Source organism: Photobacterium sanctipauli (assembly GCF_003026495.1).
Classification (GTDB): Bacteria; Pseudomonadota; Gammaproteobacteria; order Enterobacterales; family Vibrionaceae; genus Photobacterium; species Photobacterium sanctipauli.
In genome coordinates this window covers 615,593-630,997 of the sequence record NZ_PYMA01000002.1, presented here as the reverse complement: position 1 = coordinate 630,997, position 15,405 = coordinate 615,593, and the positions used below count along the sequence as shown (strand labels likewise).

Genomic DNA, 15,405 nt, shown 5'->3' with positions numbered 1-15,405 from the left:
ATATAGGTGAAACAATGGATAGTACCCTTCGTCTGAATAAGACCAAAAGGCGCTTATCGGCTCTCATTTTACCCTCATTATTTTTAGCCAGCAGTGCCCTCGCCTCATACCCTAACTATAACCCCGAGGCGGTATACAACACAGGGGATCTAGTTATCTACCAAGGCAACACATACCAAGCCAAATGGTGGACGACTAACGAATTGCCGAATGCTAACTCAAGCGGTGTATGGTCAGTTGTCACAACAACGACATCCCCCCCTCCAACACATTCGCCTGAACCAACACCAACGCCTTCAGCCAGTTATCCTGCTTATCAGGACGGTACTGTCTATGTTCAAGGGGATAGAGTCAGCCATAATGGCAAAATATATGAAGCCAAATGGTGGACACAAAACGAAGCACCGGATGCCCCCAACGGAACCGGGGTTTGGCTGTATATTGAAGACGACTCTGGTACCCCACCGGACCCCGGCCCTGGACCAGATCCTGATCCAACACCTGATAATGGCATCATCGGAGAAAACCCCGATGGCACCTATATCATGAGCAAAGCTTTTCTCGATGCAAAAGAGGCGTCTCTCACCAGCTCGCCAGAGTTTGAACAGGTACTGGCTTCAATTGCAACACAGCCCAACAGCATTGTCGAAGCCATTGCTCCGGGCTCCACGACCAATCCTGAAAACGTAAAACGTGTTGAATCGCTGATTAGTGAGCAAAAATGGGACTACCTATTTCCTGAGCGCAATCCTGTCTATACCTATAACAACTTCTTGAAGGCTGTGGGTAAATTCAAGGGCTTCTGTGCTACGTATACCGACCATCGCGCAGCTGATTCCGATGCCATTTGTGCCAAATCCCTTGCGGTCATGTTTGCTCACTTTACTCAAGAGACGGGGGCGCACAATCCTCACTCTCCGAATGAAGAGTGGCGCCAAGGGCTTTACTTTGTACGTGAATCGGGCTGTTCAGAAGACGCCACCTCATGTGGCTATAACAGTGAATGTGCAGCAACGAACTGGCAGACTGAACAATGGCCTTGTGGTACAACGCCTGACGGCCACTATGTGAAGTACTTTGGCCGTGGTGCTAAGCAACTCTCTTACCACTACAACTATGGCCCGTTCTCTGACTTCATCTTTAATGATGTTCATGTGCTGTTAAACCAGCCTGATCTTGTTGCTGATAGCTGGCTAAACCTTGCTTCTGCCGTGTTCTTCTTTGTCTACCCGCAGCCACCTAAACCATCCATGCTTCACGTCATTGATGGTACATGGCAACCGACTGCGACCGATATTGGAGAAAAGCGCATACCCGGGTTTGGTGTGACAACCATGATCATTAATGGTGGCATTGAATGTACGCTTGATACTGAAAAACCGCAGTCGGTGAACCGTATTAAGTACTACCGCGGTCATGCGGATGCCCTCGGTGTTGCAATTCCTGCCGATGAGCAGCTTGGTTGCGCTGGCATGAAGCCTTTCAAGAAAACAGAAGGAAGTAACTTTGGCCTATATTGGGAAAATGACTGGGGCTACTACCCAGATAACCCAGGTGGCGCAAGCTTTGCCTGCCGTATTGAGTCAGGGTATCAAACAGCGCATACCACGCTAAAACAAGGCGACTATGCTAAGTGCGTGCAAAAGTATTACAACGTGACTATTGAGTAATCAATAAGTTAATAAGACAAATGCTCGCTTTGTGACGATGCAAGGCGAGTATTAACATTTCTTTACCTTTTGACGTAATTACTCATAACCTTCCGAGCTCGCATTGTCTACATGTGCATATAATTTATCCAAACAATACGCGAGAATGCCAAAAACCATAGTTGTACTACGGATAATCCCCTATACTCCCGTCCGTCCTATTTAGGGTTCCTATGTAATTTTAAAGGTTTATAAATTAGAGATATCGAGCAGACATTACCTATAGCGTTGTGACCGCACGGAACTAGCACTATTCGATTATGGACGTCAAATGAACATGCCTTACCAATTGTAAGCATTCTCTTCATCCCCCACATTAGCTTCATCAATGTTCTTCAGAACATCAGTGCATTCCATCGTACTGCCTTCTGCTCATATTCCTTTGTATTGTCCCCATGGGGCATATTACAAAGCACGGATGATATGCAGTGAGAACCCTTTTAAGGCTATATAAAACTATACCTATAAAGGAGATGTCCATAATGGACTCTGTGAAAAACGATACTGTTCATTCTCAATCAACAAGCAAGGCTAAAGTAGGCTGGAGTAAAAACGATACCGTGTGGGTGTTGGGTTTATACGGTACCGCCGTTGGTGCCGGCACACTATTCCTCCCTATCAATGCAGGTGTCGGTGGTCTTATTCCACTATTGGTTATGGCCATCCTTGCCTTGCCAATGACATTCTTTGCCCACCGAGGCATGACACGTTTTGTGCTATCAAGCTCAAACCCAGGTGCAGATATTACCGAAGTCGTTGAAGAGCACTTTGGTATCGGCATGGGTAAAGTCATCACCCTGCTTTACTTTTTCGCGATCTACCCAATTCTATTGGTATACAGCGTTGCCCTAACCAACACGGTTGAGAGCTTCATGCTATACCAACTTGAAATGACACCACCACCACGTGCCATTCTTGCGCTAGGTTTGATTGTTGCGCTTATGGCTGTGGTTCGCCTTGGTGAGCAATTGATTGTTAAAGCAATGAGCGTGTTGGTGTTCCCATTCGTAGCGGTACTGTTGATGCTGGCACTTTACCTAGTACCATACTGGAACGGGGCTATCTTCGATCAAGTGCTTCCTGCAGAAGGCGGTATGACATCAGTGCTGATGGCGGTTTGGTTGATCCTACCTGTGATGGTATTTTCGTTTAACCACTCACCTGTGATTTCTTCTTTCGCTGTTGCGAAGCAAAAAGAATACGGCGACAAAGCTGAAAAGCAGTGTTCTCGCATCCTCGCTCGCAGCCACATCATGATGGTGGTCACTGTGATGTTTTTTGTGTTCAGTTGTGTATTGAGCCTATCTCCAGCAAACCTTGCTGAAGCAAAAGCACAAAACGTATCGATCCTGACATACCTAGCCAACCACTTTGACACGCCAATGATTGCTTACGCGGCACCTGTTGTTGCTATCATTGCAATCACGAAGTCCTTCCTTGGCCACTACCTTGGCGCAAGTGAAGGCTTAAACGGCCTTGTGGTTAAAATGGCTCGTAGCCGTGGCAAAGAAGTGGGTCCGAAAGCACTGAACACGTTCACCGCACTATTCATGCTTGTCACAACTTGGGCTGTTGCGACTATCAACCCAAGCATTTTAGGCATGATTGAAAGCCTTGGCGGCCCTGTGATTGCAATGCTGCTATTCATCATGCCGATGTACGCTATCAAGAAAGTACCGTCAATGCGCCAATACTCAGGTGCCCTGAGCAACGTATTCATTGTTATCATCGGCCTGATTTCAATTTCAGCGATTTTCTACTCGCTAGCTCAATAAGCATTAAACATGCTCTCAAAGGCCATCATGGATGGCCTTTTTCTTTTCACCCAGCATCTACACACTCCGGTCTTAAAGTCGTTCAAATTTTTCAAACAAGCTGTTCGTTTTTGCCCCCTGTTTGCATTGCCCGTAGCTTCCTACACTACAGAAAAGAGAGAAATTTGGAGGCAACTATGGCAATCCGACATATCAAACAAATTATTCAATCCCATCCATCCTCTGACGGTGATGGCGTTAAGATCCAACGTGTACATGGATTTAATAACAACAGCTTTTCACCGTTCTTAATGATCGATGAATTGAAATCAATCAGCCCGGATGACTATATCGGTGGGTTTCCTCCTCACCCACATCGCGGCATCGAAACTCTTACCTATATGCTAAATGGCCATTTTCAACATAAAGACCATATGGGCAATGTCGGTGAATTACGCGATGGTGGCGCTCAGTGGATGTCGGCAGGCAAAGGGGTTATCCATAGTGAAATGCCAATGATGACTGATGGCTCACTTCATGGTTTCCAAATCTGGATTAACTTACCAGCGGCCAAAAAGATGCAACCTGCCCAATACACTGATTTTCAACCTGAAATGATCACGGAAAAAGTACTTGGCGATAATAACTTAGTCCGCCTAATCTCAGGTGATCTCACCATCCAAGGCGAGACTATCAAAGGGCCATTGCAGCAAACGGGCGTGCCAACCGCCATCGCAGATTGGCAAGCCGCGAAAGGCAAACAGTTTACAAGCTGCCTGAACCCGGACTTCCAAGCAATGCTCTACGTCTACAAAGGCGCTATTGAAGTCGAAGGGCAAACCGTCTCAACAGGTCAATTGGCATTACTTGATCATGGCGAAGGGCTTGCTATCACAAGTAATGAAGACAGCGGTGTACTGTTACTAGCGGGTATCCCAATCAATGAGCCGGTTGTGCATTACGGTCCGTTTGTAATGAATAGTATGGAAGAGATAGAGCAAGCCGTTCAAGACTACCAACAGGGTCAATTAGTGTAATCGCAATGGGTGGCCACCAAGGAAAAAGCGCAAGGTATTAAGCCTTGCGCTTTCGTTTGTAACGATATGAACGTTAGGCTTCCTTAAACGCACGATAATATGAGCTCATCAATGGTGCGGTGAGGTAGTCCCACAAAGTACGGCTTTCAAGTAACACAAACACCTCTGTTGGCATACCCGGATACAGTTCGATATCCTCCAAGGCCGCCAACTGTGCTTCATCGAGGCGAACTTTAATTAAGTAACCAGCCTGCTCCTGCGAGTGCTTGGGCTCGATTTTATCTGCAGCAACATAGATCACTTCACCGTTCACTGGCGGTGTCTTACGGGCATTGTAAGCACTCAACCTGACCTTGGCAGACAGCCCCTGATGCACCACATCAATATCTTCCGACTTCAGTACGGCTTCGATAATCAAATTATCACTGTCAGGGACAATCTCCATGATGACATCACCGGAGTTAACCACCCCACCAATACTATGCACATTCATGCCAACCACAGTGCCATCGTGCTCACTACGAATCGTAATTCGATCGCGTACTTCGCTCGCGGCAATCAGCGCTTTTTCTGTATCGCGCAGTTCACGCCCAACACTCTCTTGCTCTGCCATCAAGCCCGAGCGGATCTCTGCTGTTTCAGTTTTGTAATCATACTCAAGTGACGAGATTTTCTGAGCTGCCAGCTCTGTTCCGGCATTGAGCTCCGCCAACTTAGCCTCAACCGTTGCTCGATGACGCTTGAGCTCCAGCATCTTGGTTTTCGACACATAACCTTTCTCAGCCAACCCCTTGGTCATGGTGATCTCTTCATTGATCAATCCCAATTGAGTCTTCACCGCCGTCACTTGTAGCCGATTACCTTGCAACTGTTCCACCAAAAGTTGACGCTTTTGTTGGTAGTAGCTATTGCGTAACTGCTCTTGCATCAAAAACTGCTGATGCTTGATTATTTGAGTATTCAAAATGCTATTGGCTTCAGTCGGCATCAGCGCCCACCGCCCTGTGCTTTCAGGCCATTCAACCGTATTATGATTATCGATTTCTGCCTGCAGCTCGGCTTGCTGGGTCTTGAGGGTGTAGTACTTAATCGACAGCCTTGAGAAGTCTGCTTCCGCTTTACTGTTAGCCAACTCTAGCAAAACGTCCCCTTTACTGACCTTTTGGCCTTCAGTGACATAAATGGCCTTCACCCAACCACCTTGCAAGTGCTGAACTTTCTTTCGTTGAGATTCAACCACTATAGTCCCACTGGCAATGGAAGCCGCATTCAGCTTGGCGGTAAACGACCATACAATGAAGCCGACAACGCCGAACAGGATCAGCAAGCAGCCATATAGGATTGGCTTATTGGTATCGAAACTGACTGGCTTCATGCTGCACCTCCCTGTTTTCTCATCACCACTTTGGACTTAGATTTTTCAACCGCTTTCTTGTCATCAATACCGCCAATAGCCCCCAAGAACTTGTCACAAGTACCGGCTTTTTCTATCTTGCCTTCATTGAGGAATATGACCCAATCCATTTGGCGCAAAAAGCCAGGGCGATGGCTGATCATCACCACCGTGATTTTGTTTTCTTTGCAGTATTGCAGCACGATGGAAAGGGCGATTTCTCCCTCGGGGTCTAAGTTCGAGTTGGGTTCATCGAGGATCAAAATACTCGGGTTTGAGAAAATTGCCCGTGCTAGGCCAATCCGCTGCCTTTGCCCACCAGACAATTGCGCCCCGCCTTCACCTAGGTAGGTATCGTAACCTTGAGGTAACGACACGATTAGCTCGTGGATACATGCCAGTTGCGCCGCATGAACAATTTCATCATCGCTGGCATCAGAAAAACGGCAAATGTTTTCTGCCACCGTACCGGCAAGCAAGCCGACATCCTGCGGCAAGAAACCAATATGTTGGCCAAATTGATCTTCCGGCCATTGCTCTATGTCCGCCCCGTCAATTTTGATACTGCCAGCGGCAGGCTTCACAATCCCCATGATGACAGAGGCTAGCGTTGACTTACCGGAACCAGAGTTACCCATGATTGCCAGAGCATGGCCGCCACCCAGTTTAAAATTAATGTTCTGCAAAATGGGTTTCTTGTGCCCTTTCATGCGCACAGAGATATTCTGTAAATTCAGCTCACCCTTTGGCTCTGGCAAGGCGGTTTTGGCATGAACATAATCATCATCCATGTCCTTTAAGCGCTTGTATGCTTTGAACCCACTCAACCAACTCTTCCAGCCCATCACTGCTTGTTCAAACGGGGCTAGCACCCGTGACATGATAATTGAGCTCGCAATGATTGCACCTGCGCCAAGCTCTTGATTGATTGCGAGATATACACCTGCGGTAAGGACAGCGATTTGCAAGATAGTTCGTGCATATCGGCTAAAGGTTAATACTCGTCCTATTTTAGAATTCAGCGCCCACTGCAATTGAAGCAGCTCTGAGTTCTTATCTTGCCAAACCCGCCCAATATCCTGGGCCATCCCCATAGCCCTAAGCATCGGCGCATTACGCAAATAATCATTCAGCTCCATATTGGTGCGATTGGTCAGGGTTAATGACTCTTCATTTGGTTTCTTGGCTGCCAACATAACAACAGTTGATAAACCAATGAAAATTGCCATACCAATCATCGCAATCACGCCAATGACAGGGTGAAGCATAAATAGAATTAACAAGAATATCGGTACCCAAGGGATATCAAATACCGCTGACAGCGATGGGTTAACCAATAGGTTCTTTACTTCAGTTAAATCCTGCAGCCCCTGCTTTTGAATTCTATTGGATGTTGATGAGCGCCTGATACTCTCAGACAACATAAAAGGGCTCAGGCGTTCATCAAGCTTCAAGCCTGATTTTTGTAATAGCACAGTACGGGTGTGTTCTAGTAACGCTTGGACTGTCAGTAGCCCAACGGCAATCACTACTAAGGCAATCAGGGTATCAATACTACTGCTGCCCATGACGCGGTCGAACAGCTGCAAACTGTACATAGGTAGCGTTAGCACCAAGAAGTTAATCGCGAAGCTGAATAAGCCAACATAGCGTAAATCGCGGCGACAGTAGCCAAACGCTTTCTTTAGTTCATTTCGAAGCAAGGTAACCCCCAATACTCAATCCTGTGAGTTGTTCGAATAAACGCAAAAAGCCCAGAGCACGACACCCTGGGCTTCATTGCATTACAGATCGCTTCCGTTGAAGCTGATGCTGTCGGCATCACTATCACTCCAGATAGTGACTTCCTGGCCTTCTTCATTAGTGAAGGTATAGCCATTCAACGCATCAGCATCAATATCGCTTCCTTCCAAGCTCTCAAGCATGTCTGCAGGCATATCACTTGTCGTGCCTGTCATTGACCAACCATCACCCTCAAGCTCTACAGTTTCTGCACCTTGAACAACAAAGTTGCCACTTGAATCACCAGCACCATCATTCTCAAGTACATTATCCAGCGCCAGCTTGATTTGTGCATCACTCACATCGAAGTTCACCGCCTCCACTTCTTGGAATGCGGTTTGAGTCATATCAATGGTTTGACCGCCACTGTCTGCACCAACGGTAAGTACATCGAAGCCATCACCACCGCTGTAGTGAACAGTATCGCCATCACCACCCGCGATATCCTCATGGTCATAAACAAGGATGTCATCACCGTCACCGGCAAATAGCTGGTCAATACCACTGCCGCCATCAAGGGTGTCGTTACCTTCACCACCGAAGACAAGATCATCTCCCGCGCCGCCACTTAATACATCGTCACCGGCATCCCCCTTGATCGTGTCATCACCCTCACCACCCGTAATGGTGTCATTGCCATCACCACCAACCAGGTAGTCATCACCGGCTCCGCCGTCAATCTTGTCATCACCATCTTGGCCATAGAGACGATCGTTACCTTCACCACCAGCAATTGTGTCATTGCCATCGCCCGCGTAGACGGTATCTCTACCCTCACCACCATCGATGTTGTCATCACCAGCACCGGAACGAATAACATCGTTACCTTCGCCAGCCACAATGGTGTCGTTGCCAGCACCCGATAGAATCGTGTCACTACCCGCCCCGGCATCAATGGTGTTATTGCCTTCGCCAGCATTGATCACGTCACTGCCATCGCCTGCACTGATTCGATCGTCTCCAGATCCCGTTGTGATCTGGTCTCGGCCATCCCCTGCGGTGACTTGGTTATTACCAGCGCCTGCATCAATGACATTGTCACCATCACCCGCATCAATCACATCATTACCAGCACCTGTGGTTACCGTATCGTTCCCTTCGCCAGCATCAACAGTGTTGTTCCCAGACATTGAGGTAATGGTGTCATTGCCTCGGCCACCCGACAGGTTATCGTCGCCTTCTCCGCCATCAATAACATCATCACCTTCGCCGCCAGTGATAGTGTCATTGCCAGCACCACCTTCAAGGCGATCATCGCCCGCACCGCCATCAATCGTGTCGGCACCAGCACCACCGTAAACGACATCGTTACCTTCACCGGCTAGAATGGTGTTATCACCTGCTTCAGCGTGGATTTCATCGTTGCCAGCACCACCTTCGAGGTAATCATTACCTTCACCAGCAAAGAGCTTGTCATCGCCTTCACCACCAGAAAGCTTGTCGTCACCATCGCCACCAAATAGTAGGTCATTACCGGCTCCACCTTGCAGCTGATCGTTTCCAGCACCGCCTTCAAGTTGGTCATCACCAGCACCACCAGAAAGGTTATCGTTACCTTCACCGCCGTACATCAGATCATTGCCTGCGCCAGCTGTCGCTGTGTCATCACCGGAGCCACCAAACAAGGTGTTGTTACCTTCACCAAGATCAATGGTGTTATTACCAGCTTCACCATAAACCACATCGTCGCCTTCGCCAGCGTTGATGGTGTCATCGCCCGAGCCAGCAAACAGCGTGTCATTACCTGCACCGCCAGAAATGTTATCGTTGTCGGCACCGCCATAAAGGGTGTCGTTACCGGCACCGCCCACCAAGGTATCGTTACCTTCACCACCATAGATATGTTGGCTACCACTGTCAGAGGCTATCATGGTGTCATCACCTGCTTCACCGAGCAGCACATCACCACCATCATCAACCATGTAGTCGTTACCTTCACCACCCGCAAGGAAGTCGTTGCCTTCTCCGCCGATCATCTTATCGTTGCCAGCACCACCATAAAGGACATCATTACCAGCACCACCTTGAATGCTATCGTTACCTGCCCCAGCGTCAACGAAGTCATCGCCCGTCCCAGCATCAATCACATCATCGCCATCACCAGCAAAGACGGAGTCATTGCCCTCGCCTGCTGTTATCGTGTCGTTATCAATACCGCCGTACACGAAGTCATCACCGGCACCGGCATCAATGGTATTCGCACCCGATTCGCCGTGGATTTCATCGTTGCCCGCACCGCCTTCTAGGGTGTCGTTACCTTCGCCGCCGAAGATTTTATCGTCGCCCTCGCCGCCAGATACGGTGTCATTTCCGGTACCACCAAACAGCAAGTCGTTACCAGCACCGCCGTCAATCGTATCGTCACCCTCACCACCTTCAACGTGGTCGTTACCTGCGCCAGCACTCAATTGATCGTTACCAGCACCACCATGCATCACATCATCACCACTGCCAGCGGTGGCAATATCATCGCCTGAGCCGCCAAACAAGGTGTTGTTACCTTCACCCAGATTGATGGTGTTATTTCCGGCTTCGCCGTAGACGGTATCGTCGCCAGCACCCGCATCTATCTTGTCGTTACCTTCGCCAGCATAGATCTCATCATTGCCTTCGCCACCCGTAACCTGATCATCGCCTGCACCAGCAAACAGCACATCGTTACCTTGACCACCATCGATATTATCGTTACCTTCACCGCCGTAGACAGTATCGTGCCCTTCACCAGCGAGAATGGTGTCATCACCGGTACCGCCATAGACCTGATCGTCGCCAGCACCCGCATCGATTTGGTTCGTGCCCCCTTCGGCATAAATCGCATCGTTTCCGTCACCAGCATCCACTTTGTCATCACCTAGACCTGTGACTATGGTGTCATCGCCAGCACCGCCTGACAGCTTGTCATCACCCTCGCCACCATCGATATAGTCGTTGCCAGCACCGCCTGTAATCGCATCATTACCAGCGCCGCCTTCTAGGTGATCATTGCCTTCACCACCATCGATGGTGTCGTTCCCCGTACCACCGAAGACAACGTCATCGCCTTCTCCGGCCAAGATTGTGTTATCACCTAACTCGCCGTGTATTTCATCGTTGCCAGCGCCACCTTCTAAGTGGTCATTACCCTCGCCGCCAAATAACTTATCATCACCCTCGCCGCCGAGTAGGGTGTCATCACCCTCGCCACCGATTAGCAAGTCGTTCCCTTCACCGCCAGCAAGGGTATCGTTGCCTGCGCCACCTTCCAGTTGGTCGTTGCCAGCACCACCAGATAGGTTGTCGTCCCCTTCGCCGCCATACATCAGGTCATCGCCAGAACCCGCGACCGCAGTGTCATTGCCCGAGCCGCCATAAAGGGTGTTGTTCCCCTCGCCTAAATCAATGGTGTTATTACCTGCTTCGCCGTACACGGTGTCATTACCTGCTCCGGCATCAATTTTATCGTTGCCTTCTCCAGCGAACAGTACGTCATCGCCTCCACCACCTGTGATGGTATCGTCATCAGCCCCGCCATATAGGGTGTCGCTAGCATCACTACCAATCAGGGTATCGTTACCCGAACCGCCATAGATGTTATGGCTACCCGTGGCCGCTGCAACCATGGTATCGTCGCCTTCCTCACCAAGCAGAACGTCTCCACCGCTGTCAGTTAAATGGTCGTTACCCGCGCCACCCGCGAGGAAGTCACTTCCCTGACCACCCGTAATACGGTCATTACCCGCACCGCCAAACAGCACATCATTGCCATCACCACCGGTTATGATGTCGTCACCATCACCCGCGTCGACAAAGTCATCCCCGCTACCAGCATTGATCACATCGTCGCCTTCTCCCGCGAAGACCTTGTCATGGCCATCACCGGCATCGATAGTATCGTCACCCGTACCGCCATAAACTTCGTCGTCGCCTTCACCAGCGTCAATCTGGTTCGAGCCGGATTCGGCATAAATTGTATCGTTGCCTGCTCCACCGTCGAGGATGTCATCTCCAGTACCTGCGATTAAGGTGTCGTCACCAGCCTCGCCAGACAGAACATCATTGCCTTCGCCACCCTGGATAACATCGTTACCCTCACCACCACGGATTGTGTCGTTACCAGCAAAACCTTGGAGACTATCGTTGCCTGCACCACCGTCGATAGTGTCATCGCCAGCAGCACCAAATACGCTATCATCCCCCTCGCCGGCATTAATGGTATTACTGCCCGACTCTGCATGAATTTCGTCGTTACCTGCACCACCCTCTAGCAAATCATCGCCTTCACCACCAAAGAGTTTATCGTCACCATCGCCGCCTGACAGGCTATCATTGCCAGCCCCGCCTAATAGAACATCGGCACCAGTACCACCTGTGATACGATCTCGGCCGGCACCACCTTCTAAGTGGTCATCACCGCCACCACCAGTTAGTTGGTCGTCATCAGCCCCACCGTACATGGCATCATTGGCATCACTACCGATTAAGGTATCGTTACCTTCTCCGCCATAAACCTGATCACTGCCTTGGGCCGCTGCAATAAGAGTGTCATCACCACCTTCACCCAACAGCACATCATCACCGTCACCGGTAATGGTATCGTTGCCTTCGCCACCGGCTAGGAAGTCAGTGCCTTCACCGCCAGTCAAAGTGTCATCACCATCACCACCAAGCAGCACATCATCACCTGCACCACCAACTAAATTATCCGCACCAGCACCACCATCAAGCTGATCATTCCCAGCGCCACCGTCGACACTGTCATCACCATCGCCGGCATAGACGGTATCATTACCTTCACCGGTAATAATGGTATCGCCATCGACGCCACCGTAAACTTGGTCATCTCCCGCACCAGTATTAATCTGGTTAGCACCAGACTCACCATATACGGTATCCGCACCATCACCCGTGCTGATCACATCATCGCCAGTACCGGCAAAAACCGTGTCATTACCTGCGCCAGCCTCGACATTGTCATTCCCTTCTCCGGCAAATAGCGTATCATCGCCGCCGCCACCGGTAATGGTGTCATTATCTTCACCGCCATAAAGGGTGTCGCTAGCATCACTACCGACTAGGGTATCGTCACCTTCGCCACCGTAAATCTGATGGCTGCCGGAATCCGCCGCCACCAAGGTATCGTTTCCTGCCTCACCTAAAACGGTATCGCCGCCTTCATCGGTGATTTTGTCATCACCTGCACCACCTGCTAGATGGTCAGCACCTTCACCGCCCACTAGCGTATCGTTACCTTCGCCACCGAGTAAGGTGTCGTTACCTGCACCGCCCATCAACTGGTCGTTGCCAGCTCCACCTTCCAGATTATCGTCCCCAGCTTTGCCCGAAAGGATATCGTTACCTTCACCGCCGCTTAGGGTGTCATTTTCATTTGAGCCAGTAAGTTGGTCATTGCCATCACCGCCGTACAGAGATGATGCATTATCACCAGCATTAATTTTATCGTCGCCCGCTTCACCATAGAGCTCATTATTACCAGAGTCGCCGCGTATAACGTCGTCACCCTCGCCAGCATAGACGGTGTCGTTGCCACTGCCAGCCTGAATGCTATCGCTGCCTTCACCACCGTAGACGGTATCGTCACCCGCACCGGCCTCGACTAAATCATCCCCGCTATCGGCAAAAATCGAGTCGTTACCCTCACCGCCAGATATCGCATCGTCGCCCTCTCCACCCGCAATAATGTCATCACCGGCATCACCTTCTAACACATCATCGCCAGACTCACCGTATAGCTGATCATCACCATCACCACCAAGTACGATGTCATCACCGTCACCTGCTGTTACAAGGTCCTTTTCGTCACTACCAACAATAAAGTCCTCGCTTTCGGTTCCAGCTTCGTAGTTCTTTGTTCCATCAGGGTTTTTAATGTCAGCCATACGGGTTATTCCTTTTTGTGTTAAATAAACGACTCAGATATGAGATTAGTCGCATATCAACAATGTGCAAACGGAATTTTACGTCTATGTATGAAAATTTAGTCATTTAGAAAAACGCGCTAAATCACTGTTTCGTGAACGATCATTGAATTGCTTTCAAGCAAGCTTATCCATTAAAGAAAACTCGAATTTCATTTAGCCGTTGGCGCTAATATCGAGATATGACAACAGGAAGGAAAAAAGCCTGCTCAATAAGCAGGCTTGTAGTAGATGGCTCGATTATTCTATTCAGTTACGACAGTTAATCTTGGTCGGATTGGTTAAGCTTTTCTTGCGCCAATAACGTGAAATACTCCTTCGTCAACTTAAACACCACCGGGCTTAACAACACCAAGGCGATCAAATTCGGTATCGCCATCATGGCATTTAAGGTATCAGCCAGTAACCAAATAAACTCTAGCGAACTTGTGGCACCAATCGGAACGGCTATCACCCATAACGCCCGAAATGGCACTATCGCTTTCACCCCGAATAAATACTGGACACATTTTTCACTGTAGAAGCTCCAACCCAATATCGTGGTAAAAGCAAAAATGGATAAAGCAATGGCAACAACATAATTGCCAATACCCGGCAACGCCGATGCAAACGCTGCCGACGTTAATGCCGCGCCCGTCTCACCGCTTTGCCAGCTACCGGACACAATTATCGCCAAACCGGTAATACTACATACAATGAGGGTGTCGATGAACGTACCTAGCATGGCCACTAAACCTTGCGCTACCGGGTTCTTAGTCTGAGCAGCTGCGTGAGCAATAGGTGCACTACCTAAGCCGGCCTCGTTAGAAAAAATACCACGAGCAACACCGAAACGGATTGCCGCCCAAACCGCTGCGCCAGCAAAGCCCCCTTGTGCGGCAACTGGCGTAAAGGCACTGGTCACTATCAAACTGAATGCGGCAGGTATTTCAGAAAAGTTCATGATCAAAACAATCAGGCCAGAAGCAATATAGAAAGTCGCCATCAATGGGACTAACTTACCGGCAACATCGGCAATTCGCTTGATGCCCCCCATCAAGACCAAGCCGACCAACACCATCATCACAAGCCCGGACATCAGGGGCGAGACCCCAAAGCTTGACTCAACCGCAGCCGCGACCGAATTGGATTGCACCGTATTACCAATACCAAAACCGGCAATCGAGCCGAAAATCGCAAACGCCGTGCCTAGCCAAGCCCACTTACTACTAAGGCCATTCTTGATGTAATACATTGGGCCACCAACATGGTTCCCATTAGCGTCGGTTTCACGGTATTTCACCGCACAAACCGCTTCTGCAAATTTGGTTGCCATACCGACAAGTGCGGTACACCACATCCAAAATAAAGCACCAGGCCCACCTAAGAATATCGCCGTGGCAACACCGGCAATATTACCCGTACCTATCGTCGCAGATAATGAAGTCATTAACGCGTTAAATGGACTAATCTCACCCTTGGCTTTTTCATCTTTTTCAGGAATACGGCCCGACCAGAGCAACTTGAAGCCGGCACTTATTTTTACAATCGGCATGAGCTTCAATCCCAAGGTAAGGTAGATCCCGACCCCAAGAATGAGCACCAGCATGGGGACCCCCCACACAAAACCATTAATTGCAGAGATAAAATTCGATAGAGCTTCCATCCGCATTCTCGCTTTTTATTATTTATATATGCAGAAAACATAGGCGTGGATGGCTATAAATTCAACGCAAGGCCCGATGAAGTATCTTACGAATAAGACGAAACAGCATACAATGTGTCAGAGACGAGAAAGCCAATTAAGCAGAAGTAACAATCAAAAAAAGCGCTTCA

The 15,405-nt window shown here is 49.3% G+C and carries 7 protein-coding genes; 3 read left to right on the top strand and 4 right to left on the bottom strand.

Translation table 11 applies throughout. From position 1 onward, the window contains the following. Positions 1-14 precede the first annotated feature (14 nt). From C9I98_RS05925 to C9I98_RS05915, 3 genes are all read left to right on the top strand, one after another. Positions 15-1,670, top strand: coding sequence for a glycoside hydrolase family 19 protein (locus C9I98_RS05925; RefSeq protein WP_051902173.1), 1,656 nt, complete (start codon positions 15-17; stop codon positions 1,668-1,670). A 521-nt stretch (positions 1,671-2,191) separates the two neighbouring features. Continuing rightward, positions 2,192-3,484, top strand: coding sequence for an HAAAP family serine/threonine permease (locus C9I98_RS05920; protein ID WP_036821979.1), 1,293 nt, complete (start codon positions 2,192-2,194; stop codon positions 3,482-3,484). A gap of 176 nt (positions 3,485-3,660) precedes the next feature. Further along, positions 3,661-4,500 (top strand): pirin family protein, encoded by an 840-nt coding sequence (locus C9I98_RS05915; protein ID WP_107271702.1) that lies wholly within the window; start codon positions 3,661-3,663, stop codon positions 4,498-4,500. 73 nt (positions 4,501-4,573) lie between these two features. On the opposite strand, the gene C9I98_RS05910 is transcribed toward C9I98_RS05915, so the two are convergent. The 4 genes from C9I98_RS05910 to C9I98_RS05895 all read right to left on the bottom strand — a co-directional run bounded on the left by C9I98_RS05910 (position 4,574) and on the right by C9I98_RS05895 (position 15,235). After that, positions 4,574-5,875, bottom strand: a complete 1,302-nt coding sequence (locus tag C9I98_RS05910) for an HlyD family type I secretion periplasmic adaptor subunit (protein ID WP_051902416.1) — start codon at positions 5,873-5,875, stop codon at positions 4,574-4,576. Then, the gene (locus C9I98_RS05905) at positions 5,872-7,596 is read right to left on the bottom strand and encodes a type I secretion system permease/ATPase (RefSeq protein ID WP_051902314.1); all 1,725 of its coding nucleotides are present in this window, start codon (positions 7,594-7,596) and stop codon (positions 5,872-5,874) included. Before C9I98_RS05905 ends, C9I98_RS05910 begins: the two co-directional genes overlap by 4 nt. Before the next feature lie 81 nt (positions 7,597-7,677). Then, the gene (locus C9I98_RS26995) at positions 7,678-13,551 is read right to left on the bottom strand and encodes a calcium-binding protein (protein WP_107271701.1); all 5,874 of its coding nucleotides are present in this window, start codon (positions 13,549-13,551) and stop codon (positions 7,678-7,680) included. A 301-nt stretch (positions 13,552-13,852) separates the two neighbouring features. After that, the gene (locus C9I98_RS05895) at positions 13,853-15,235 is read right to left on the bottom strand and encodes an alanine/glycine:cation symporter family protein (protein WP_036825364.1); all 1,383 of its coding nucleotides are present in this window, start codon (positions 15,233-15,235) and stop codon (positions 13,853-13,855) included. Positions 15,236-15,405 lie beyond the last annotated feature (170 nt).

Bases quoted from the DNA above. Each gene is read 5' to 3' on its own strand.
- C9I98_RS05925 (WP_051902173.1), top strand. From the start codon at position 15: ATGGATAGTACCCTTCGTCTGAATAAGACCAAAAGGCGCTTATCGGCT.
- C9I98_RS05920 (WP_036821979.1), top strand. From the start codon at position 2,192: ATGGACTCTGTGAAAAACGATACTGTTCATTCTCAATCAACAAGCAAG.
- C9I98_RS05915 (WP_107271702.1), top strand. From the start codon at position 3,661: ATGGCAATCCGACATATCAAACAAATTATTCAATCCCATCCATCCTCT.
- C9I98_RS05910 (WP_051902416.1), bottom strand. From the start codon at position 5,875: ATGAAGCCAGTCAGTTTCGATACCAATAAGCCAATCCTATATGGCTGC.
- C9I98_RS26995 (WP_107271701.1), bottom strand. From the start codon at position 13,551: ATGGCTGACATTAAAAACCCTGATGGAACAAAGAACTACGAAGCTGGA.
- C9I98_RS05895 (WP_036825364.1), bottom strand. From the start codon at position 15,235: ATGGAAGCTCTATCGAATTTTATCTCTGCAATTAATGGTTTTGTGTGG.